We start from the raw sequence: 20582 nt of genomic DNA on the forward strand, positions 1-20582 counted from the left end.
ACGACGGACCAACCTCGGACCGCAACCACCGCATGACTGACACCGCTTTGAAGGCCGCGCCGCCAGACACCGGCAAGCTCGCGACGCTGACCCTGGGCGCGCTCGGGGTCGTTTTCGGCGACATCGGCACCAGCCCGCTCTACACGCTGCGCGAATGCTTCGGCGGCGAGCACGGGCTGGCACTGACCCCCGACAACATCCTCGGCATCATGTCGCTGGTGTTCTGGGCCCTGGTGATGGTCGTCACCGTGAAGTATGTGGGCTTCGTCATGCGGGCCGACAACAAGGGCGAGGGCGGCATCCTGTCCCTGCTGGCGCTGGCGTCGAAGACGCGGCCGGATGCGTCGGGCCGTCTGACCCTGCTGACCGCGCTGGGCCTGTTCGGCGCCGCGCTGTTCTATGGCGACGGCATGATCACCCCGGCGATGTCCGTGCTGTCCGCGGTCGAAGGCCTGGAGGTCGCGGAGCCGGCGCTGGAATCGGTCGTGGTGCCGCTGACGGTCGCCATCCTCATCGCCCTGTTCGCCATCCAAAGCCACGGCACCTCACGTGTCGGCGCGCTGTTCGGCCCGATCATGCTGGCATGGTTCTCGACGCTCGGCATCCTCGGGCTGGTCGAGGTTGTGCAGCAGCCGGGCGTCCTGGTCGCCTTCAACCCACTCTACGCGCTGTCCTTCTTCGCCAACCATGGCGTGGCCGGCTTCCTGGTGCTGGGTGCCGTGGTGCTGGCGGTGACCGGCGGCGAGGCTCTCTATGCCGATATGGGCCATTTCGGCCGCCGCCCGATCCAGGTCGCGTGGCTGGCCGTGGTGCTGCCGGCGCTTCTGCTGAACTATCTGGGCCAGTGCGCGCTTCTGCTGAGCGATCCCTCGGCGGTGCGCAGCCCCTTCTATCTGTTGGCGCCGGAATGGGGGCTCTATCCCCTGATCGGCCTGTCCACGGCCGCGACCGTCATCGCCAGCCAGGCGGTGATCTCCGGCGTCTTCTCGCTGACCCGGCAGGCGGTGCAGCTGGGCCTCTGCCCGCGGCTGGACATCCGCCACACCTCCAACGAGGAGGAGGGGCAGATCTACATCCCCCGTGCCAATTGGGGCCTGCTGGCCGCGGTGCTGGGGCTGGTGGTGCTGTTCCAGTCCTCCAGCCGTCTTGCAGCGGCCTACGGCATCGCGGTGACCGGCGACATGATCATCACCACCACCCTGTTCCTGGTGGTGGCGCGCCGCCGCTGGAACTGGAGCCTGCCGCTCTGCCTTGCCGTCGGGGCGGTGTTCCTGACCATCGAGATCTCCTTCTTCGCCGCCAACGCGGTGAAAATTCCCCATGGCGGCTGGGTGCCTCTGGTGATCGCCGTCCTCACGCTCGGCCTCATGGCCACCTGGCGCCGCGGCCGGGCCGTTTTGACCATGCGGCTGGCCGAGGAATCGCTGCCGCTCGACGCCTTCATCAAGCGGCAGGCGAAGTCCTCCGATATCCTTCGTGTGAAGGGCACGGCGGTCTTCATGACCTCCAGTTCCAACACCGTGCCGATCGCGCTGCTGCACAACCTGAAGCACAATCAGGTCCTGCACGAGCGCGTCGTCTTCGTCACCGTGGTGGTGGAGGACGTGCCGCGCGTTCCCGCCAAGGACCGCGTGGTGGTGGAGGGGCTGGCCGAGGGCTTCTACCGCATCACCGTGCGCTACGGCTTCTCGCAGGAGCCGAACATCCCGAAGGCGCTGCGGCTGTGCAAGGCGTTCGGACTGGAGTTCGACGTGATGGCGACCTCCTTCTTCCTCGGCCGTGAAACGTTGATTCCGAAGATGAACTCGCAGATGGCGCTGTGGCGCGAGAAGCTGTTCGTCGTGATGTCCCGCACATCGGTCAGCGCCACCGACTTCTTCAAGCTGCCGCCCAACCGCGTGGTGGAGTTGGGAACGCAGGTGCAGTTGTAGGGCGGGCAAAGCGGTTTGCCCCCTGTCCTCCTCGCGGGGCAGGGAGCAACAGCAACTCGGAAGACTTACCTCATCCGAGAGAAGAAAATCGGCGCCCCGCCGGAAAATATCGGTGATCTGCCCGGAAGCCTCCCCCGTAACGGTGATGTGTCCGCGGGAAGCGGACCTTCACCGACAAGAGGGAATGCTATGAAGAAGGTTGCCACCGTGGCGATCGCCACCCTTCTTTTTGCCGGTTGCGCCAATGCCGCCATGGAGAAGATGGTCGGCGGCGCGCCGATGTACCCCAACAAGACCATCGTGGAGAATGCGTCCCAGTCGAAGGACCACACCACGCTCGTCGCCGCCGTGAAGGCCGCCGGGCTGGTCGACACGCTGAACGGCAAGGGCCCCTTCACTGTCTTCGCCCCCACCAACGACGCCTTCGCGGCCTTGCCCGCCGGCACCGTCGACACGCTGCTGAAGCCGGAGAACAAGGGTCAGCTGACCAAGGTGCTGACCTATCACGTCGTGCCGGGCAAGCTGGACGCCAGGGATCTCGTGGCCGACATCAAGAAGGGCAACGGCAAGGCGATGCTGAAGACGGTGGAAGGCATGCCGCTGACCTTCACCCAGACCGGCGATGCCGTGATGGTCGCCGACGCGTCGGGCAACATGGCCCGTGTCACCATCGCCGATGTCCAGCAGTCGAACGGCGTGGTCCACGTCATCGACAAGGTTCTGCTGCCGAAGTAACGGCGCGCAAGGGGCGGCGGGACGGGTCCGTTCCCCCCGCAGGGTGCGTCCCGCCGCCTCAAGACCCTGTCAGCACGCCTATCAGGACGTCGGTTTGTCCGCCGCCTGCTTGCCGCCGCGATATTCCTTCAGGAACTTCTTGAACATATCCACCTCCGCCACGCGGGAGCGGATGGTCCCCACGTCGATCAGTCCCATCGCCTGTTCGGGGCGGGTCAGGATGCGGAAGGCGTCCTCGTTCGGCCCGCCCTTCATCGACCCTTCGAAGTCCTTCTTCAGCAGGTTCAGTCCGTTGCCGTCGCCGGCCAGCGCCAGCGCGACCGCCCGGTTCAGTACCAGTTGCGACATGTTGGGGTCCAGCGGCTTGCCGGGCGCCGGCGGCGGTCCGATGACCTTGTTCAGCGCCAGCGCCGCGGCATCCCACTTCTGGCCCTTCCAGGCGATGTCGACGCGCAACAGGTTGGCATTGCCGCTGTCGTCCTGCGCCAGCAACTGCATCGCCTCGTCGCCGCGATTGAGTTCGGCCAGCGCCTTGGCCTGCATCAAACGCCGTTCCGCCGCCAGTTCGGCCGGCAGCCCGGCGATGTTCGACAGCTCCAGCGCCTTCAGCGCCTCTTCCGGCTTGTTGTCGAGCAGACGGACGGAGGCGAGCCGCGTGCCGATCCGCGCCTTGTCCAGGCCGGACAGGCGGAATTCCACCTGATGCTGCAGCAGGTCGGCGGCCCGGTTCAGCAGGTCGATGGAGATCAGCCGCTCCGCCAACTGCCGGATGATCTCGTCGCCGGCCTCGCCCACCGGGGTCAACTCGCGGAACTGGTCGTAAAGCTGCAGCGCGTCCAAGGTCGGCAAGCGCTGCGCCCCGTCCTTGAACAGGTCGGCGAAGATACGCGACATCTCCCTGGTGATCGCCTCCGCCCGCGGCGTGTCGGCGACCAGGGCCGCCGTTTCCTTCATGGTGTTGAAACCCTTGGCATATTCGCCGCCGGCGATCAGCACCTCGCCCATGCGCGAGCGGATCTGCATCTCCAGGTCGTCGCCGCGCCAGGTGAAGGTCAGGCCGGCCAGCTGCTCCGCCGCTGCGGTCGGCGACATCTTGCCTTCGGAAAGCTCCAGGTTGGTCAGCGCCAGCCCGGCCTTGGCGCGATAGAAGCGGTCGTAGCTGTTGAAGGCGGCGGTCAGCTGCTGGCGCGCCTGATCGGTTTCGCCGGTCTGGGCATAGAGCAGGCCGCGCAGATACTGGGTCTGCGGATTCTCTTCCTGTTCCGGGCCGCTGTGTTCGATCACGCGGTCGAACAGCCGCTTGGCGGTGGCGGTGTCGCGCGTCTCAAGCGCCGCCTCCGCCGCCCGCAGGCCGAGCTTGCCGATCATCGGTTCCGGATAGCCGTTCAGGATCTGGCCCGACGCCTTGAACCCGGCCATCGCCTTCGGCCAGTCGCGCCGGTCGGCGGCGATGGCGGCACGCCACAGGTTGGCTTCCGGGTTGTTGGCCAGCGACGGAATCGACAGGTCGGCCTCACCGCCCTCCAGATCGCCGGCCAGCACGCGGGCGGCCCCGCGCAGGGCGCGGAATTCCGGCCAACCCTCCAGGTCCGGCTGGTTCTGCTGCAGAACGTCCAGCAGGCCCAGCGTCTCCTGACCGAAACCGTTGGCGAAATAGAAGCGGGCGAGGTCGAGCTGCGCCTTTGCCCGCTCCGACTCCGGGGCGTTGACGACGGCGAGCTGGAGGTCCTGGCGCGCCTGGGTGAAATTGTCGAGGTCGCCGTGCTTCCAGGCCGGCAGGTTGAACAGTCGGCGCCCCTGCGCCTGGGCCGGCTGCGCCTTCGGCGGCTCCATGGACGAAGCACCGCCGGTCGGCGGAACGGGCTGCGGGGCGGCGGCAAACTGCGCCGGCACCGGCTGCGGTGCCGACTGCTGTGCCGGGGCGGGCATGGCGCCGAGCGGCGGTGCCACGGCAGGATTGCCGGCATCGGCGGCAGGCGAGAGGTGCAGGCCGCCGGCGGTGGTCAGCTCCACCCCCTCCTTGATCGCGCGGACCGTCACATTGTCCGAGATCGGCCGCACCACGACCCCCTGGAAGGAGGGCATGACCTCCAGATCCGGGTATCGATGCGGCTCGGGCAGGCCGCGCCCCGGGCTGGGCAGCGGCACCACCTGAATGCGGTCGCCGACGTCGGGATCGGCGAACTGGACGACGTTGGCGGCGTCGGGGGCGCGAACCAGCAGCCGGGCGCCCAGCAGGAAATCGGGATCGGGCTCGACCCGCAGGTCGCCGGCGCTGCCCATGTTGGCGGGACGGCCGGAGGACAGGATGCGCCAGATGGTGCCCTGCCGCTCCACAGTCGGCCATACCATCGGACCGATCTTGGTGCGGAACACGCTGCCGCCGGTGGCCGGAACCGGCTCCACCGCCCCCATCAGTTCGGATCCGGGGCCGCTGAGCTTGCCGGCGCCGATTGGCATGGGCCGGTCGAACACCACATAGAGTTGACCGGCGCGCGGATAGACCGCGATGGACGACGGCCCGCCGGTCTCGAAGGTCAGAACCGGCCCCTTGGGTCCGGCCGCCGGCTGCGCGTTGGCATCCGCCGGCGTCGTCGGTGCCGCCTTGGCTTCCGCCGGAGGTGCCGGTTGGGCGCCAGCGGCCGGGGTGGCGGCGGGTGTCGCGGTCGCCGCATTGGCGGCGGTGGCCGAGCGGCTGGTCGTCGTCGACGCAACGATCGGCCCGTCGGCGGCCGGTGCCTGACTGCTCCCCTGGCCGCCCTGCGGCGGCATCGTCCCTTGCGATCCCGCTACCGGCGGCGTGGCTTCGGTCTTCGGCAGCCCGGCGCGCGATCCCGGATTGCCGACCGACAGAATCACGGATTTTCCCGACGCGCTGTCGCTGACCTCGGCATCCTGCGGCACGGCCAGGGTAACGGCCAGCGCACCGTCCGGCTGACGGTAGGACTCCACGTTCTTGATGTTGCGCAGCTTCGCCTTGGCCACTGCCGACAGGTCGGCGGTGCCGCCCTTTTCGAAGAAGACCGTCACGGCCGCCCCGTCGCGCTTGACCGAATAGCCGACCGGTGACGGCCAGTCGAAGGTCAGGCGGCTCTGGTCAGGTTGGTCCGCCCCCCGCACCCGAACCCGGCCGGCGGACGGCACCGGCTTGGCGGGCGCCGCATTTGCGGGTTCCGTCGGCGCGGATGCCGTCGCAGCGGAACCCGCCGCTACGGATTGGGCCGCAGCGGGCGACAGGTCGATGGCGACGGCGTTGCCGTTGCGGAAGCTCTTCAGCGAGACCGGACGTTTCAGGTCGAAGGAGACCGTCTTGCCGTCCGCCTCCACCCGGCCGCCGGCCAGATAATCGGGCAGCGCCCGAACCAGACGGTCCAGTTGGGCGTCGATCGGTTCGGTGAAGGTGACGACCAGCCGGCCGCCGTCCACCGTCGCCGTGTAATCCACCTTGCCCGGCCAGTCGAAGACCAGCCGTCCGAATTCCTTGTGGGTGCCGCCGCGCACCGGCACGGTGGCGGCATCGGCCGACAGAGGGAACAGCAGGACCGGCACGGCCAGCAGCGCCACCGCCGCGGCACAGCCGCGCAGCCAGCGCCTTCTCCGATATGCCGACCGGTCAGTCACCTCAATCCGCTCCTTCCTCTCGCACCACGATATCCACCGGCAGGCGCCCGCCGCCAGCCCCTTCGACCGGCATCATCACCGCCCGCGCCACCAGATCGCGACGATAGCCGGTCTCCCGCAACGCGGCGGAGACGGCGACCGCCCTGGTCAGCGCCCGTTCCCAGGCCACGCCGCCGGCCGGATCCTCGCGCTCCGCATGGCCGACCAGCTCGATCCGGTTGCCTATGCGGCCGATGACGGCGCCCAGCAGGAACAGCACCCGCCGCCCCTCCTCGGTGAAGGCGGCGCCGGTCGGGTCGAACATCCGTTCTCCCGGCAGGCGGATGACGACGCGGTCGTCCTCGCGCCGGACATCGACCACCGACAGCTCGGCATTCGACCGCAGCTGACTGCCCAACAATGCCGCGAGATAATGCAGGTCGATGGCCGCCCGCTGCTCCACCGCCTGGGCGTTGAAGGCTGCCGACGGATCGGCCGGCCGGTCGGACGGTGCGGCGGCGGTCGACCGCGCGGCGGGGATCGAGTCCGCCACGCCCTTCGCCAGACGGGTCCAGCGTTCGGCCTCCGGCTCGCTCATCGAATACATCAGGACGAAGAAGGCGAGCATCAAGGAGATCAGGTCGGTGAAGCTGATGAGCCACAGCGTCTTGCGCTGACCGCCGCGATCCTCGGCTCCCGATCTGCCGGATATGTTGGGAACTCGGATCATTTCCGCACCTCCGGCCTGCGCCTGGCCGTCCCATCCTCATCCCAGCGCAGGGAGAACAACAGTCGCACGCCCCCGGGCTCGCCGCGCTCGATACCGACGGTGACGTTGCGGGCCGGTGCTCCGTCGGCGATCAATGCACGTGCCAAGGCGCCGGCGCGGGCGACCGGTCCCGGCGGCTGGCTGGGCGTTCCCGTCGGGCCGATGCCCAGCAGCGCGTCCAGCTCCACCCGCTCGCCCTGGCGCGACTGGCGCAGCGCGTCGGCGATCCGGTCGATCAGTCCCTGACGGTCCGGCCGCAGCATCATGGTGCCGGGGACGAACAGGTCGTCGGCGGGCAGGCGCACCTCCAGCAGCTGGCCGGGTGCGACCACTTCCACCTTCGCGACCGCGATCTCGGTGGCGAACAGCGTGCCGACGCCGTCGAGCCGCTGCACCGCGAAGACCGTCCCGGCGCGCGAGGCCACCGGCTCCGTCCCATCGCGCAGGCGCGGATCGATGACGAAGCTCGGGAAGGTCCGCTCCAGCGAGGCGGCGACCGCCTTCACCTTCTGCACGGTCTGCACCGAATGGGCGTTCAGCACGATGAAGAAGACCAGCAGCAGCAGGAACAGCGACAGCAGAAGCAGGATGCTGCCGTTGTTGGGATTGGCATGCCCCTCCCCGCCCCCACGGCCGGCCCGCAGCGTCAGAAGCCCGGCGCCAGCCGGACCCGCTCCGCGGCTTTGGGTCGTCCGACCGCTGGTGAGCCCACTGGAGGGTTTGCCGGCCAGCATGGCGTCAGTCGAAGCTGGCGAGCAGGCGGTCGATCTCGTCCTGGTCCATTGCGTTGCCCGGCAGCTGCGGCCCATGCAGAAGCTGCTGATCCGCCTCCTCCGCGCTCATCGGTTCGTAATGGACGGCGGCCTCGGCATCCTCCGCCGCCAGCTTGGCCAGCCGGGGGGCGTGGTTCTGGCGCACTTCGCTGCCGAAGGCGGCGACGATCATGTCGACCTTCGATTCGATGTGCTTCAGCGTCCGCACCACCTTGCTGATGCGCTGGCCGGTAATGTCCTGGAAGTTGCAGGCCTCGTAGATCGCCGTGATCTGGTCGTTCAGCTTGGCCGCGGTTTCCGCATCCGACTGCCCGGCGATGGCGCCGATGGCGTCGCAGGCGTCGAAGATGGCGAAGGTCGCCTTCTCCGTCGCGCCGATCACCGCGTCCAGTTCGTCCGTGGCTGTGCGGATATGTTCGTCGCGGATTTCCGCGGGCTGGAGCGCCGCGATCTCCTGCTTGGCCGTCTCGATATATTTGGCGAGGTCGACGACCTCCTTGTAGAGCCGCAGGTCGGTGGCGGAGATGTCGCCGTCCATGCTGCCCAGGATGGTCCGGAGGATGTCCGTCACCTCGTCCCGCGACAGGGGCTTGGCGGCCTCGGCGAAGGCGGCGTCGAGGCGCTGTCTCAGAAGCTTCTGTTCCGTCACGGCGGAATGGGCGGAGAAGGTCATCGGGCGTGTCCAGCGAGAGGGGCCAGGGCCTTGGCGGAATAATGCCGGATCCTCCCCGGTCGGCGCCCTCCAGCGAGCGCCCGTCGGTGCCGCAGGGCGGAGGTTCGATGCTCCGACCGCTTGTGGCGCCCAACCGTCCCAGGAACTGTCCGAGCCGACCAAGCCTATGGCGCGAGGGTTAAGAGCCCGTAAAGACGGCCCTGCCGTAGCGCAGCCGTGGCCCGTTCGCCACAGTGTGAGCCACCCGTGATCGACCGGAGTGCTACCGCAGCGGGTGGGCGGAGCGGGTGATCAGAACAGGCCGGCGGCGGCCGGCGCGCCCAGCAGGGCGATCAGGACGAGGATGGTGACGGCAACCAGCCGTTCCGCCGGCGACCAGCGTTTCCAATCTTTCCTGAAGCTTTTCAGTTCGTCGGCCATGACAGACCTTCCGGTTTCGAGAACTACACTGCAACGCAACGAAACTGCACCGGGTCCAGTTGATGCATGGTTAACACCCAGCACAGGAGCATTCTTCCAACCGAACTGGCACAGAAATGCCACAGTCGCCGTGTCCCGGCCGATGATGCAGGTCAAAGATCGGCCAAATTTTCGACATTGCCCAGCACCCGCGCGGCGATGATCGGTGCGCCGGCGGCGTGCCTCTTACGGCCGCTTCCGTAACCCGCCGGCAATTCCTAGATGATACGCTCTAGACCAAGCCGCCGGGGTCGGCCGGGCGGCACCGATGGGGGATGCGGATGGCGAAGGGAACCGACCTGAAGATCGGGCTTGCGCTGGGCAGTGGGGCCGCTCGGGGCTGGGCGCATATCGGCGTCCTGCGCGCGCTGGAGGAGATCGGGCTCGAACCGGACATCATCTGCGGCACCTCCATCGGAGCCGCCGTCGGAGCCGCCTATCTGACCGACCAGATGGACGAGCTTCAGGCCTGGGCGCAGAAGATGGGCTGGCTCGGCATGCTGGGCATCATCGATCTCACCTTCCGGCGCGGCGGGCTGGTCGCCGCCGAAAAGGCGTTCGGCCGCTTCGACAACGACCGCAGCAACATCCTGATCGAGAATTTGCGGCTGCCTTTCGCCACGGTTGCCACCGACCTGTCGACGGGGCGCGAGATCTGGCTGCGCGACGGGCCGCTGATGTCGGCGGTGATGGCGTCGGCCGCCATGCCCGGCCTGTTCCCTGCGGTGCGGCGCGACCATCACCTGCTGGTGGACGGCGCTCTGGTCAACCCGGTTCCGGTGTCGCTCTGCCGGGCGCTGGGGGCCGACGTGGTGGTGGCGGTGAACCTGAACAGCGAGTTGTCCCCGCTCGGCCGCCCCAATGGCCGCGCCAATGGGGGGCGTGCGACCGGCAAGCCCGCCGCCAAGGCTCCGGCCCCGGTGCCGGAGGCGGTGGTGGCCGGCGGCGATGCCGGCTCCCCGGCGCTGTCGCATCTGACCAGCCAGATCTCCACCTGGCTCGGCCGCAAGCCCAGCCGGCGCACCCAGTTCCTGGCCGACCAGATCGACGAGGCCCACGCCCACAAGCAGATGCCGAACGCGCTGGAGGTGATGGCGGGCTCCATCGACATCATGCAGGACCGCATCACCCGCTCCCGTCTGGCCGGCGAGCCGCCGGACGTTCTCATCGCGCCGAGGCTGGCCCATATCGGCATTCTGGAGTTCGACCGCGCAGCGGAGGCGGTGGAGATCGGCTATGCCGCGGCGTCCATGCTCCGCCCATCGATCGAACTGGCCTTGCGCCGCGCCTGACCGGGGCCCGGTCCCGTCGCCCCTTCCCTTTCCCTCGCAAGAGCCAAGCATCCATGAGCCAGCCCGTGCTGACCGACTACATCTCCGCCCTTCTGACCAGCGGAGCGCCGCATTGGGGTACCGGCGGAGCCGTTCTGGACGGCAGTTCCGTCGGCGGGGCGGTCACCGTCACCTACGGCTTCGCGACAAGCTCTCGGCAGGTGGCCGATGCGGACGCCGCCGGCTTCGCGACGATGAACAATGAACAACGCGCCGCCGTCCGGCAGGCGCTGGCGGCCTGGAGCGGCGTCGCCAACATCGGCTTCGTAGAGACGGCCGACGTTTCCGGCGCCACCATGCGGTTCGGCACCAACCGCCAGAACGGCATCACCGCGGCCTACGCCTATTATCCGTTTCCCTCGTCGCAGGGCGGCGACGTCTTCCTCGCCAACGACAGCATCGGCAACGTCAACCCGACGGCCGGAAGCTATGCCTACATGACGGTCGTCCACGAGATCGGCCACGCGCTGGGCCTGAAGCATCCGGGCAACTACGACGCCGGCGACAGCACGGGAACGGAGGGGCCCTATCTTCCGTCGGCGACGGACAACTACGCGTACAGCATCATGTCCTATGTCGCAAACGGCGCGCTGCCATCGGGGACCTACCTGACCGGGCCCAGCCTCTACGACATTGCGGCGATCCAATATCTCTACGGCCCCAACATGGCCGCCGGAGCCGGGGACAGCAGCTATGTGCTGAACGCCGGCAGCTTCACCACGCTGTGGGACCCGAACGGCCGCAACACGCTGAACGGCAGCGCGCAGGCGGCAGCACTGTCGCTGGATCTGCGGTCGGGCGCGTTCAGCAGCGCCGGAGGCACGACCTTCCTGGCGCTGGCCTATGGCACCACGGTCCAACTGGCGGTCGGCGGAAGCGGCGACGACATCATCACCGTCAACACGCTGGGGAATGTGCTGGACGGCAGCGGCGGCACCGATACCGTGGTGTTCAGCGGCAGCCGGTCGCAATACCGCGTGCAGCAGTTGGACGCCAGCCGCTACGTCGTCAGCGGCGCCGACGGCGTCGATCTGCTGACCAACATCGAATACCTGCGTTTCTCCGACACCGGCACCGCCCTGTCGGCCAGCGTGTCCGGCAATTTCGATGCCCTGCGCTACATCGCGTCCAACGCCGACCTGATCGTCGCCTTCCGCACCGATGCCGCCGCCGCGACGCAGCATCTCATCGGCTCCGGCGTCTATGAGGGGCGTAGCCTGACCGGCTTCGATCCCTACAATTACCTGGCCGGCTACGGTGACCTGCTGAGCGCCTTCGGCAGCGATGTCGGCGCCGCGACCCGCCATTACATCGAGATCGGCAACCGTGAAGGCCGCAGTTCGACGCTGTTCGACACGCTGTCCTATCAGGCCGGCAACGCCGACCTGATCGCCGCCTACGGCGACAACCGGGAGGCGGCGGAACTGCACTACATCGTCAATGGACGCTTCGAGGGCCGCTCCCTCGCCGGCTTCAACGCCGCCTCCTATCTGGCCGCCAATCCAGACGTCAACGCCGCCGTGGGCGGCAGCGTCGCCGGCGCCAAGCAGCATTACGTCAGCTATGGCTTCGCCGAGGGGCGGGCGCTGGCGTGAACGCCGGCGCTCACTTCGCCGGCCACATCCAGGTCAGTTTCGTGCTTGTTGTGGTGGAGGTGGAGCACCCTGCCGCCAGGAATCGCGGCGAAGGCACGGGCGGTCTCATGGTCGGTTTCCGCCTGGAACTTCAGCGTGCAGACGAAGCGCTTGGCCAGCCCGCTGTCCATCCATTCATTCACCAGCCGCAACAGGCGGGTGGGGTAGCAGATCACGTCGCAGCACAGCCAGTCGACCGGACCGAGCGTCGCCGGCTTCAGGCCGAAGGCGCTTTCCTGGCGGATCTCCACCCGCGGCAGGGCGGCGATGGCCGGATCGAGCGGCGCCTTGTCGACGCTGACCACCGAAGCGCCCAACTCGTGCAGCACCCAGGTCCAGCCGCCCGGACAGGCGCCGAGGTCGAGGCAGCGGTCGCCCGGTCCCGGCTGCTCCCCGAACAGGGTCAGCGCTTCCCACAGCTTCAGATAGGCGCGGTTGGGCGGAGCCGTGCGGTTTTCGACGAAGGTGACCTCACCGTTGCGGAAGGGGCTGGAACAGCGCGCCGCCGCGACGATGGTGGACTCGTCGGTCAGCGTCCAGGACCCCAGCGGCGCCGTCGGCAGCGGCGACGGGAAGATCACCGGCTTGGCCGAGACGTGCGGCAGGTTCTCCTGGATCAGGGCGGCGCGGCGGTGGTGCCGCTGCGACCACAGCGCCCAATTGCGCTGAATGCCGCGCAACGCCTTCGCCCCGCTCTTGATCGAGGCGAATTCGATGCGCACCGGATCGTACCAGATGTTCTGCGCCCAGGCCGCGGGCCGTGCAGTGCCGTCGACGAAGACCAGCCGGCCGTCGACCTCTGCGACCTCCCCCAGTTCCGCCACCAGATCGTCGAGAAAGCCGTCGGCCGCCAGATAGACCGTCTGGCCGAGCGGGGTCACCACCGCGCCGGGAGCAGTCTCACCGGGAGCGGTCTGCGGCAGGGAAGCGGAGATGCTTTTGGGGGTGCTGTCGTCCATTCCCCAGGGGCTACCGCCGCCGGCCGGCGAATGCAAGCGCAAGGATGCGGCCCGCCCCTTTCGCGGTGACGCGAAGGAGGCTGTGACAAAGCGTCTCGAACCTTCTTATATGCGACCGGTTCGCAAAGAGGACGTTGACAACGATTCTCAGTCTCAGGTAATCCTGGGTTCAGGACAATCTTCTCACACCGCCGATCGCCGAGGGCTTATGTACGTCTGCATCTGCCACGCGTTGAACGACAAGAAGGTCAAGGCTGCGCTGGACAATGGCGCTACCAACCCGGCCTCGGTGTTCCGCCATCACGATTGCCAGGTCCAGTGCGGAAAATGCGTGCCGATGATGCGCAGCATGGCCAGCGAGCATCGCGCCGCCATGGCCCAGCAGGCCGCCACCATCGCCGCGACCGCCGTTCCGGCCCCCTGCTGCGGCACGGCGGTGCCCGAACCGGCCAATGCCGAATCCGTTCCCGCCTATGCGATCGCGGCCGAATAATCACTGTTGAGCAACGGCCACCGGGCAACCTGCGTTATCGCAAGCTCTACCACTTCCGACTTTCAGGTCGATACCGGGTCTACAACCTCGCCTTTCGGCTGCGACAGAATGCGCCCCGTCTATGATTTTTGGGCGGATTGACCCGGCACCCCCAATCCGGCACAAAAGCGTCACGAAAACAAAAGAACGTCGTCAAAATGATGGCGTATAAAAAAGCGAACGGGCCGGATGAAACCGGCCCAGGAGGAAACGCAATCCAACCAGGAAGACTTCCTTGGCCACCGGGCTTGCCTTGTCCGTAATGGATCGGGCAGCCCGGCGGGATTTGGATTCAGGACGCAGTTCCGCAACTGCTCACGTATTTCGCAATCGCATCACGGCCATCTCCCAAAGGAGCTGTGCCGACTGCGCTTCCGATGCGTTTTTGCAGCATTGGTCCGGCGCTATCGTTCTGTCCGACCGGGACGTCTGAAACGGTTGAGGATCAAGGGAGGATTTTCATGAGCCGCCGCAACCGGCACGCCTTCGACACGCTGAGCCGCGATCTCGTCCTTCGCGCCACCGACCGGATGGAGACCCTCCGGTCGATGGTGGAGCGCGCGGACAGTGACCGGCGCGAGACGTGGGAGCGCACGCTCGACCGTCTCCGCGGCCTCAACAACCGCGCCACCGCCCGCATCGAGGCCGCTCATCTGGCCGATGACGACGCATGGCCCTTCGCCCGCGCCCAGGCCGATCAGGCGATGATGGACCTCATGCGCGCGCTCGACGATTTCGACGGCCACCTGCGCCTGCTGGCCGCTTGAGGCCACCGGCTGCGGCCGACCAAAAGGAAAAGGCCCTCTCCCGGTCGGGAGAGGGCCTTTTTCATTACGAAGCCCCGAAGTCGAGGCCCCAGGCAGAATAGCGTTCCGGATCGTCGACCCAGCCCTCGCGCACCTTCACGAACAGGATCAGGTGGACGCGGCGCTCCAGCATTCCCTGCAACTCGCCGCGCGCGGCGGAACCGAGAGCCTTGATCCGCTGGCCGCCCTTGCCCAGCACGATGGCCTTCTGGCTTTCGCGCTGCACGAAGATGACCTGCGAGATCTTGACCGACCCGTCCTCGAACTCCTCCCACACCTCGGTCTCGACCGTGGCGGAATAGGGAAGCTCCTGGTGAAGCTGCAGGAACAGCTTCTCGCGGGTGATCTCCGCCGCCAGCAGACGCATGGGCATGTCGGAGATCTGGTCCTCCGGGAAATGCCACGGCCCTTCCGGCAGACGGTCGGCCAGGAACTGCTTCAGATGGGCGACGCCGTCCTCGGTGAAGGCCGACACCATGAAGATATCGGAGAAGATCCCTTCCTGCCGGAAGGCATCGGCGATGCCCAGCAGGACGTCGCGCTTCACCAGATCGATCTTGTTCAGGATCAGGATCGCCTCGCGCCCCTGTTCCTTCAGGCGGGCGACGATGCTGCGGGTGTCCTCGTCGATCGACCGGCGCGACACGTCGTACAGCACGCCGATGACATCGGCGTCCTCCGCCCCCTGCCAGGCCGCCGCCACCATGGCGCGATCCAGCCGGCGCTTCGGCTTGAAGATGCCGGGGGTGTCGACGAAGATCATCTGGGCGTCGCCCTGGATGGTGATGCCCAGCACGCGGGTGCGGGTGGTCTGCACCTTCGGGCTGACGATCGACACCTTGCTGCCGATCATCGCGTTCAGCAGCGTCGACTTTCCGGCATTCGGCGCGCCGACCAGGGCGATGAAGCCGCAGCGCGGATGCTCGGGCATCGTCGGCAGAGGCGGCAGGACGGAGATGGGCTGCCCACGCGGAGCATCCTCATCGTCATCCTCATAGTCGCCGTCTTCATAGTCGTCGTCTTCGAAGTCGCCCTCTTCGGCGTCCTCACCCTCGACGCCGCCGTCCTCCTGGTCCAGCGCCTCGTCGTCCTTCACCGACTTCGGCTCCTGGGATTCCGGCTTCGGCTCCGCAGCTTCGGAACCGGGCGTCTCACTCTTGGTCTTGTCGATGTCGTCGCGACCGTCAGTCATCGACTTGCACTCCCACCTGGCGCAGCAATGTGCTGGCAGCCTTCTTTTCCGCGATGCGCTTGGACGAGCCCGAACCGCTGACCGGTTCCATTCCCGCCACATGCACCGCAACCACGAACAGCGGCTCGTGCGCCGGGCCACTGCGTTCGATCAGTTCATAACGGGGCAGCGGCTTGCCGCGCCCCTGCGCCCATTCCTGCAGCGTCGTCTTGCTGTCCAGCGGCGGCGGCGTCGCCTTGTCGATTTCGACCGCCAGGGCTTGGCGGACGAAGCGCGTCACCGGCTCCAGCCCGCCGTCGAGATACATGGCGCCCAGCACCGCCTCGCAGGCGTCGCCCAGGATCGTCCGGTTCTCGCGCCCGCCGCTCGACGCTTCCGCCGGGGACAGGCGCAGATAGGCGCCCAGCCCGATGGTGTCGGCGACGCGGCCCAGCGATTCCCGGCGCACCAGCGCGGCATGGCGCTTGGCGAGCGCGCCCTCGCGTTCGTTGGGATAGCGTTCCAGCAGCCACTGCGCGACGACCAGCCCGACGACGCGGTCGCCCAGGAATTCCAGCCGCTCATAGGCGATGCCCGGCCCCTTGTGCGACTTGCGGCCGGCCCGCTCCAGCCCCATCAGGCTCGGATGGGTGACCGCATCGCGCAGGAGCGACAGGTCGGCGAACTCATGACCCAGCGCGCGTGCCAGTTCCACCACATCGGCGGATTGGACGGCGCCATCGGTCTCGGTTTCGGAGCCGGCCCCCGCATCGGCAGGCGCGTTGGTGACGGTGGACACTTACCGGACTCCGTTGAACAGGCGGCTGAAGCGCAGATCGACCGGCCAGCGCCAGATCTCATAGAAGCGCGTGCCCTCGTCGAGCGAGAAGAACAGGAATTCGGCGCGGCCGACCATGTTCTCGATGGGAACGAAACCGACCTGCGACGGCACGCGGCTGTCCAGCGAGTTGTCGCGGTTGTCGCCCATCATGAACAGGTTGCCGGCCGGCACCTTGAACAGCGGCGTGTTGTCGAGCGGCCCGTTGTCCGACTCCTCGATGATGCGGTGGCTGCGGCCGTTGGGCAGGGTTTCGACAAATTGCGCGGTGCGGATGCTGCGGCCCAGCGAATCCGTGGTCACGTAGTCCTCGATCCGCTCGCGCTTCACCGGCTGTCCATTGATGTGCAGGATGCCGCCGATCATCTGGATGCTGTCGCCGGGCAGGCCGACGACGCGCTTGATGTAGTCTGTCTTGTTGTCGCGCGGCAGCTTGAACACCGCCACGTCGCCCCGCTCCGGCTGAGAGCCCAGGATCCGGCCCTCGAACAGCGGCAGGCCGAAGCCGACCGTGTATTTGCTGTAGCCGTAGCTGAACTTCGACACGAACAGGTAATCGCCGATCAGCAATGTCGGGATCATCGACCCCGACGGGATGTTGAAGGGTTCGAACGCGAAGGTCCGCACGCCGAAAGCGATCAGGACCGCGAAGAACACCGTCTTCACGGTTTCGACGAACCCGGATTCCTTGTTCTTGGCGTTGGACGCCGTTTCTTTCTGAAAGGTCATTCTGGGGTCGCCGTATTGGTGGGCATTGTGGACTCGGTGGGGGCGGACTCGATCGGTTCGGCGCTGATGACGACGAAGGCCTCGGCCATCGGGTACTCGTCGGTCAGCGTCACATGGATGCGGGCGCGCATGCCCGGCGGCGTGATCGCCACCAGCCGGGCCAGCGCCCCGCCGGTCAGGCGCATGGTCGGCTGTCCGGACGGCAGGTTCACCACGCCCATGTCGCGCCAGAACACCCCGTCGCGGAATCCGGTGCCGAGCGCCTTGGAGCAGGCCTCCTTGGCGGCGAAGCGCTTGGCGTAGGTCGAGGCGCGGGCGTTGTTCTTGGCGGCGGAACCGGCGCGGCGTTCGGACTTGGCCTGCTCGACCTCGGTGAAGATGCGGTCGATGAAACGCTGTCCGAAGCGCTCCAGCGACTTCTCCACCCGCCTGATGTCGATCAGGTCGTTGCCGATGCCGAGGATGGTGCCGGACATCTTCATGCGGAGGCCGCCGCGGCTCGTGCCGTGTCCATGGCCTTGCGCATGCGCGCGATGGAGTTGGTCAGACCGACGAAGATCGCCTCGCCGACCAGGAAATGGCCGATGTTCAGTTCCACGATGGTCTGGATCGCCGCCACCGGGCCGACGGTGTCATAGCTCAGGCCATGGCCGGCATGGCATTCCAGCCCGATCGCCTCGGCATGGGCCGCGGCACGGACGATGCGCGCCAGCTCCGCCTCGCGCTCCGCCGGCTCGACGGCGTCGCAATAGGCGCCTGTGTGCAGTTCGACCACCGGGGCGCCGAGCCGCTTGGCGGCGTCGAGCTGCGCCGGCTCCGGATCGATGAACAGCGAGACGCGGATGCCGGCGGCGCTCAGCTCCCCCACCGGGCGCACCAGATGGTCGTACTGGCCGATCACGTCCAGCCCGCCTTCCGTCGTCACCTCCGTGCGCTTTTCCGGGACGAGGCAGGCGGCGTGCGGCTTGTGGCGCAGCGCGATCGCCAGCATCTCGTCCGTCGCCGCCATCTCGAAGTTCAGCGGACGGTCGATCTCGGCCATCAGCCGCTCGATGTCGCGATCCACGATGTGGCGCCGGTCCTCGCGCAGGTGGGCGGTGATCCCGTCGGCCCCGGCCTCGATGGCGAGCCTTGCCGCACGCACGGGATCGGGATGCACCCCGCCGCGTGCGTTGCGGACGGTCGCCACATGGTCGATGTTCACGCCGAGGCGCAGGAAACGGGACATGCACGGACTCCAAAGCGTCGCCGCCCGCCGGAACGGGCGGGAGCGATTCCGTCTATATAGCGGTGCTCCGGCGTTCCGTCACGCCGAACCGACCGACTCACCTGCGGATGACAGGGATTTCACCGTCGAATGACGGCGCGTTCAGCGTCCCCGTGCCCGCTCCACCGAATGGATGGCCGGGGTCGCACGCAGGGCGGCCATGATGTTGGTCAGGTGCTTGGCATCCTTCACGTCGATATCGATCAGCAGCTCGAAATAGTCGGTGCTGCGATTCGTGATCTTCTGATGGATGACATTTCCCTGGTTCTTGCCGATCACCGTGAACAGCGTGCCGAGCGAGCCCTGTTCATTGGCGATGACGACGCTGATGCGGCCGACATGCTCCTCCGGCGAATCCGGCCCGGTCTCCCACGACACGTCGATCCATCGTTCCGGCGATTCATGGAAGCTTTCCAGAGTCTCGCAGTCGATGGTGTGGATCGTCACGCCCTTGCCGGTGGTGACGATGCCGACGATGCGGTCTCCCGGCAGCGGGTGGCAGCAGCGGGCATAATGCACGGCCATGCCGGGGATCAGGCCGCGGATCGGCAGGGCCGATTCCTTGCGGGCCTTCGCCTTCGGCTTCGGTGCACTCTCCTCCACCTCGCGGACGTTGGGGGCGGCCTGGGCCTTGTGGCCGGGGAAGACGGCGTGGAAGACCTCGCGCACGGAATGCAGGCCGGAGCCGACACCCGCCATCAGGTCGTCCACCGTCGGCTGCTGGAAGATCTTGGTGGCGGCCTCCAGGGCCTTTTCGGTGAATTCGTAGCCTTCCGACTTGAACTGTCGCATCAGCATGCCACGACCCAGTTCCATGTACTGGGCGCGTTGCTGGGTGCGCAGGAACTTGCGGATGCGGGCGCGGGCCTTGCCGGTGACGACGAAGCGTTCCCAGCCCGGAACCGGCGTCTGCGCCTTGGAGGTGACGATGTCGACCTGATCGCCGTTCTGCAGCTGGGTGCGCAGCGGCAGCATGCGGCCGTTGATCTTGGCGCCGACGCAATGGTCGCCGACCTGCGAATGAACGGCATAGGCGAAGTCGACCGGCGTCGCTCCGCGCGGCAGCGCGATCAGGTCGCCCTTCGGCGTGAAGCAGAACACCTGATCCTGGAACAGCTCCAGCTTGGTGTGCTCCAGGAACTCTTCCGGCTTCTGCGCATGCTCCAGAATATCCAACAACTCGCGCAGCCAGCGGTACTCGCCGCCGTTCGGGCGCGGCTGGTGGTCCTGCTTGTATGCCCAGTGGGCGGCAACGCCCAATTCGGCGATCTCGTGCATGTCCTGGGTGCGGATCTGCACCTCGATCCGGTTGCGGCCGGGACCGATCACGCCGGTGTGCAGGCTGCGGTAGCCGTTGGGCTTGGGCGTGGAGATGTAGTCCTTGAAACGCCCGGGCACGACCGGATAATGCGCGTGGACGACGCCCAGCGCCTGATAGCATTCACCGACCGAGCCGACCGTGATGCGGAAGGCCATGATGTCGGACAGCTGCTCGAAACTGACATTCTTGCGCTGCAGCTTGCGCCAGATCGAATAGGCCGACTTCTCGCGTCCCGACACCGTCGCGTCCGGCAGCCCTTCGGAGGCCAGCAGTTCGCGAAGCTCGGTGATGATGGTCTGGACGCGGTTCTCGCCTTCGCTGCGCAGGCGCGCCAGCTGGGCCAGGATGCTGTCGCGCGCGTCGGGGTTCAGTTCCGCGAAGGCAAGGTCGTCCAGCTCGTCCTTGATCTTGTGCATGCCGATGCGCTCGGCCAAGGGCGAGTAGATTTCGATGGTTTCGCGGGCGATGCGCTTGCGCTTTTCCGGCTTCTTCAGGTGGAACAGCGTACGCATGTTGTGAAGCCGGTCGGCCAGCTTCACCAGCAGGACGCGGATGTCCTCCGACATCGCCAGCACCAGCTTGCGGAAATTCTCCGCCTGCTTGGCCTGTTCGCTGTTCAGTTCCAGCCGCGACAGCTTGGTCACGCCATCGACCAGCCGGGCGATTTCCTTGCCGAACACCCGCTCGATGTCCTCGAGCGTGGCGACGGTGTCCTCGACCGTGTCGTGAAGCAGCGCCGTGGCGATGGTGCCGGCGTCCAGCTTCATCTGCGTCAGGATGCCGGCGACCTCCAGCGGATGGAGGAAATAGGGATCGCCCGACGCGCGCGTCTGCGATCCATGCGCCTTCATGGAATAGACGTAGGCGCGGTTGAGGAGATCCTCGTCGGCGTTGGGATCATACGCCTTGACGCGCTCGACGAGTTCGTACTGCCGGATCATGCGGCCCGACCCGGCGCGCGCGGCGCCTCAGATGTGTTCGTGGCGGTTCTGTTCGAACCGAAGGGGAGCCGGATGCTCCCCGCCATTCTCTTCGGGGAGGGGACGTCGCGCCC

17 protein-coding genes and 1 pseudogene are annotated in these 20582 nt (G+C 67.3%); 6 read left to right on the top strand and 12 right to left on the bottom strand.

The features are described from left to right. Window positions 1-32: 32 nt before the first annotated feature. Both F1643_RS15755 and F1643_RS15760 read left to right on the top strand, forming a co-directional pair. The gene (locus F1643_RS15755) at window positions 33-1931 is read left to right on the top strand and encodes a potassium transporter Kup (protein WP_194914163.1); all 1899 of its coding nucleotides are present in this window, start codon (window positions 33-35) and stop codon (window positions 1929-1931) included. Window positions 1932-2120: 189 nt separating this feature from the next. Further along, the gene (locus F1643_RS15760; protein WP_194914164.1) at window positions 2121-2666 is read left to right on the top strand and encodes a fasciclin domain-containing protein; all 546 of its coding nucleotides are present in this window, start codon (window positions 2121-2123) and stop codon (window positions 2664-2666) included. An 81-nt stretch (window positions 2667-2747) separates the two neighbouring features. Here F1643_RS15760 and F1643_RS15765 read toward each other — a convergent pair whose 3' ends face one another. From F1643_RS15765 to F1643_RS23465, 5 genes are all read right to left on the bottom strand, one after another. Next, entirely contained in the window at window positions 2748-6287 is a 3540-nt protein-coding gene (locus F1643_RS15765; protein WP_194914165.1) for a tetratricopeptide repeat protein, read from the bottom strand. Window position 6288: 1 nt separating this feature from the next. Beyond that, complete coding sequence (locus F1643_RS15770) at window positions 6289-6996, bottom strand: flagellar motor protein MotB (RefSeq protein WP_149221735.1); 708 nt, start codon at window positions 6994-6996, stop codon at window positions 6289-6291. Then, window positions 6993-7769, bottom strand: a complete 777-nt coding sequence (locus tag F1643_RS15775) for a flagellar motor protein MotB (RefSeq protein WP_194914168.1) — start codon at window positions 7767-7769, stop codon at window positions 6993-6995. The genes F1643_RS15770 and F1643_RS15775 overlap by 4 nt, the downstream gene beginning before the upstream one ends. 4 nt (window positions 7770-7773) lie before the next feature. Further along, window positions 7774-8481: a protein phosphatase CheZ gene (locus F1643_RS15780; protein WP_149221737.1), complete on the bottom strand. Its 708-nt coding sequence runs from the start codon at window positions 8479-8481 to the stop codon at window positions 7774-7776. 291 nt (window positions 8482-8772) lie between these two features. Then, entirely contained in the window at window positions 8773-8901 is a 129-nt protein-coding gene (locus F1643_RS23465) for a hypothetical protein (RefSeq protein ID WP_255542855.1), read from the bottom strand. A 320-nt stretch (window positions 8902-9221) separates the two neighbouring features. Here F1643_RS23465 and F1643_RS15785 point away from each other — a divergent pair, with 320 nt between their 5' ends. Both F1643_RS15785 and F1643_RS15790 read left to right on the top strand, forming a co-directional pair. After that, complete coding sequence (locus tag F1643_RS15785; protein ID WP_194914170.1) at window positions 9222-10232, top strand: patatin-like phospholipase family protein; 1011 nt, start codon at window positions 9222-9224, stop codon at window positions 10230-10232. A 53-nt stretch (window positions 10233-10285) separates the two neighbouring features. Continuing rightward, the gene (locus F1643_RS15790) at window positions 10286-11866 is read left to right on the top strand and encodes a M10 family metallopeptidase C-terminal domain-containing protein (RefSeq protein WP_194914173.1); all 1581 of its coding nucleotides are present in this window, start codon (window positions 10286-10288) and stop codon (window positions 11864-11866) included. Window positions 11867-11876: 10 nt separating this feature from the next. On the opposite strand, the pseudogene F1643_RS15795 reads toward F1643_RS15790, so the two are convergent. Next, window positions 11877-12906: pseudogene (locus tag F1643_RS15795) on the bottom strand (SAM-dependent methyltransferase). On the opposite strand from F1643_RS15795, the gene F1643_RS23475 reads away from it, so the two are divergent. Further along, window positions 12839-13357, top strand: coding sequence for a bacterioferritin-associated ferredoxin (locus F1643_RS23475; RefSeq protein WP_255542856.1), 519 nt, complete (start codon window positions 12839-12841; stop codon window positions 13355-13357). The pseudogene F1643_RS15795 and the gene F1643_RS23475 sit on opposite strands and share 68 nt — an antisense overlap. A 500-nt stretch (window positions 13358-13857) precedes the next feature. Further along, window positions 13858-14163 carry a hypothetical protein gene (locus F1643_RS15805; protein ID WP_194914177.1) on the top strand — a complete coding sequence of 102 codons (306 nt, stop codon included), beginning with the start codon at window positions 13858-13860 and terminating at the stop codon, window positions 14161-14163. Window positions 14164-14227: 64 nt separating this feature from the next. Here the strand turns inward: F1643_RS15805 and era are convergent, their stop codons facing one another. The 6 genes from era to F1643_RS15835 form a co-directional block, all read right to left on the bottom strand. Continuing rightward, window positions 14228-15133 carry a GTPase Era gene (era, locus tag F1643_RS15810; RefSeq protein ID WP_194914197.1) on the bottom strand — a complete coding sequence of 302 codons (906 nt, stop codon included), beginning with the start codon at window positions 15131-15133 and terminating at the stop codon, window positions 14228-14230. A gap of 253 nt (window positions 15134-15386) precedes the next feature. Beyond that, window positions 15387-16172 (bottom strand): ribonuclease III, encoded by a 786-nt coding sequence (gene rnc, locus F1643_RS15815; protein WP_194914178.1) that lies wholly within the window; start codon window positions 16170-16172, stop codon window positions 15387-15389. Further along, window positions 16173-16940 (bottom strand): signal peptidase I, encoded by a 768-nt coding sequence (lepB, locus tag F1643_RS15820; RefSeq protein WP_194914179.1) that lies wholly within the window; start codon window positions 16938-16940, stop codon window positions 16173-16175. Beyond that, on the bottom strand, window positions 16937-17422 hold the full coding sequence (gene acpS / locus F1643_RS15825) for a holo-ACP synthase (protein WP_194914180.1): 486 nt from the start codon (window positions 17420-17422) through the stop codon (window positions 16937-16939). The genes lepB and acpS overlap by 4 nt, the downstream gene beginning before the upstream one ends. Continuing rightward, the gene (locus F1643_RS15830) at window positions 17419-18168 is read right to left on the bottom strand and encodes a pyridoxine 5'-phosphate synthase (RefSeq protein ID WP_194914181.1); all 750 of its coding nucleotides are present in this window, start codon (window positions 18166-18168) and stop codon (window positions 17419-17421) included. The genes acpS and F1643_RS15830 overlap by 4 nt, the downstream gene beginning before the upstream one ends. 141 nt (window positions 18169-18309) lie before the next feature. Then, window positions 18310-20469, bottom strand: coding sequence for a bifunctional (p)ppGpp synthetase/guanosine-3',5'-bis(diphosphate) 3'-pyrophosphohydrolase (locus tag F1643_RS15835; protein WP_194914183.1), 2160 nt, complete (start codon window positions 20467-20469; stop codon window positions 18310-18312). Window positions 20470-20582: the final 113 nt, after the last annotated feature.

Origin of the sequence: Azospirillum sp. INR13 (genome assembly GCF_015390205.1) — a bacterium.
Classification (GTDB): Bacteria; Pseudomonadota; Alphaproteobacteria; order Azospirillales; family Azospirillaceae; genus Azospirillum.

What these genes read in the sequence shown, in the direction of transcription:
- F1643_RS23465 (WP_255542855.1), bottom strand. Translation starts at nt 8,901, where the DNA reads ATGGCCGACGAACTGAAAAGCTTCAGGAAAGATTGGAAACGCTGGTCG.
- F1643_RS15780 (WP_149221737.1), bottom strand. Translation starts at nt 8,481, where the DNA reads ATGACCTTCTCCGCCCATTCCGCCGTGACGGAACAGAAGCTTCTGAGA.
- F1643_RS23475 (WP_255542856.1), top strand. Translation starts at nt 12,839, where the DNA reads ATGCTTTTGGGGGTGCTGTCGTCCATTCCCCAGGGGCTACCGCCGCCG.
- F1643_RS15805 (WP_194914177.1), top strand. Translation starts at nt 13,858, where the DNA reads ATGAGCCGCCGCAACCGGCACGCCTTCGACACGCTGAGCCGCGATCTC.
- F1643_RS15785 (WP_194914170.1), top strand. Translation starts at nt 9,222, where the DNA reads ATGGCGAAGGGAACCGACCTGAAGATCGGGCTTGCGCTGGGCAGTGGG.
- acpS (WP_194914180.1), bottom strand. Translation starts at nt 17,422, where the DNA reads ATGAAGATGTCCGGCACCATCCTCGGCATCGGCAACGACCTGATCGAC.
- era (WP_194914197.1), bottom strand. Translation starts at nt 15,133, where the DNA reads ATGCCCGAGCATCCGCGCTGCGGCTTCATCGCCCTGGTCGGCGCGCCG.
- F1643_RS15835 (WP_194914183.1), bottom strand. Translation starts at nt 20,469, where the DNA reads ATGATCCGGCAGTACGAACTCGTCGAGCGCGTCAAGGCGTATGATCCC.
- F1643_RS15755 (WP_194914163.1), top strand. Translation starts at nt 33, where the DNA reads ATGACTGACACCGCTTTGAAGGCCGCGCCGCCAGACACCGGCAAGCTC.
- F1643_RS15775 (WP_194914168.1), bottom strand. Translation starts at nt 7,769, where the DNA reads ATGCTGGCCGGCAAACCCTCCAGTGGGCTCACCAGCGGTCGGACGACC.
- F1643_RS15760 (WP_194914164.1), top strand. Translation starts at nt 2,121, where the DNA reads ATGAAGAAGGTTGCCACCGTGGCGATCGCCACCCTTCTTTTTGCCGGT.
- F1643_RS15830 (WP_194914181.1), bottom strand. Translation starts at nt 18,168, where the DNA reads ATGTCCCGTTTCCTGCGCCTCGGCGTGAACATCGACCATGTGGCGACC.
- F1643_RS15770 (WP_149221735.1), bottom strand. Translation starts at nt 6,996, where the DNA reads ATGATCCGAGTTCCCAACATATCCGGCAGATCGGGAGCCGAGGATCGC.
- F1643_RS15790 (WP_194914173.1), top strand. Translation starts at nt 10,286, where the DNA reads ATGAGCCAGCCCGTGCTGACCGACTACATCTCCGCCCTTCTGACCAGC.
- lepB (WP_194914179.1), bottom strand. Translation starts at nt 16,940, where the DNA reads ATGACCTTTCAGAAAGAAACGGCGTCCAACGCCAAGAACAAGGAATCC.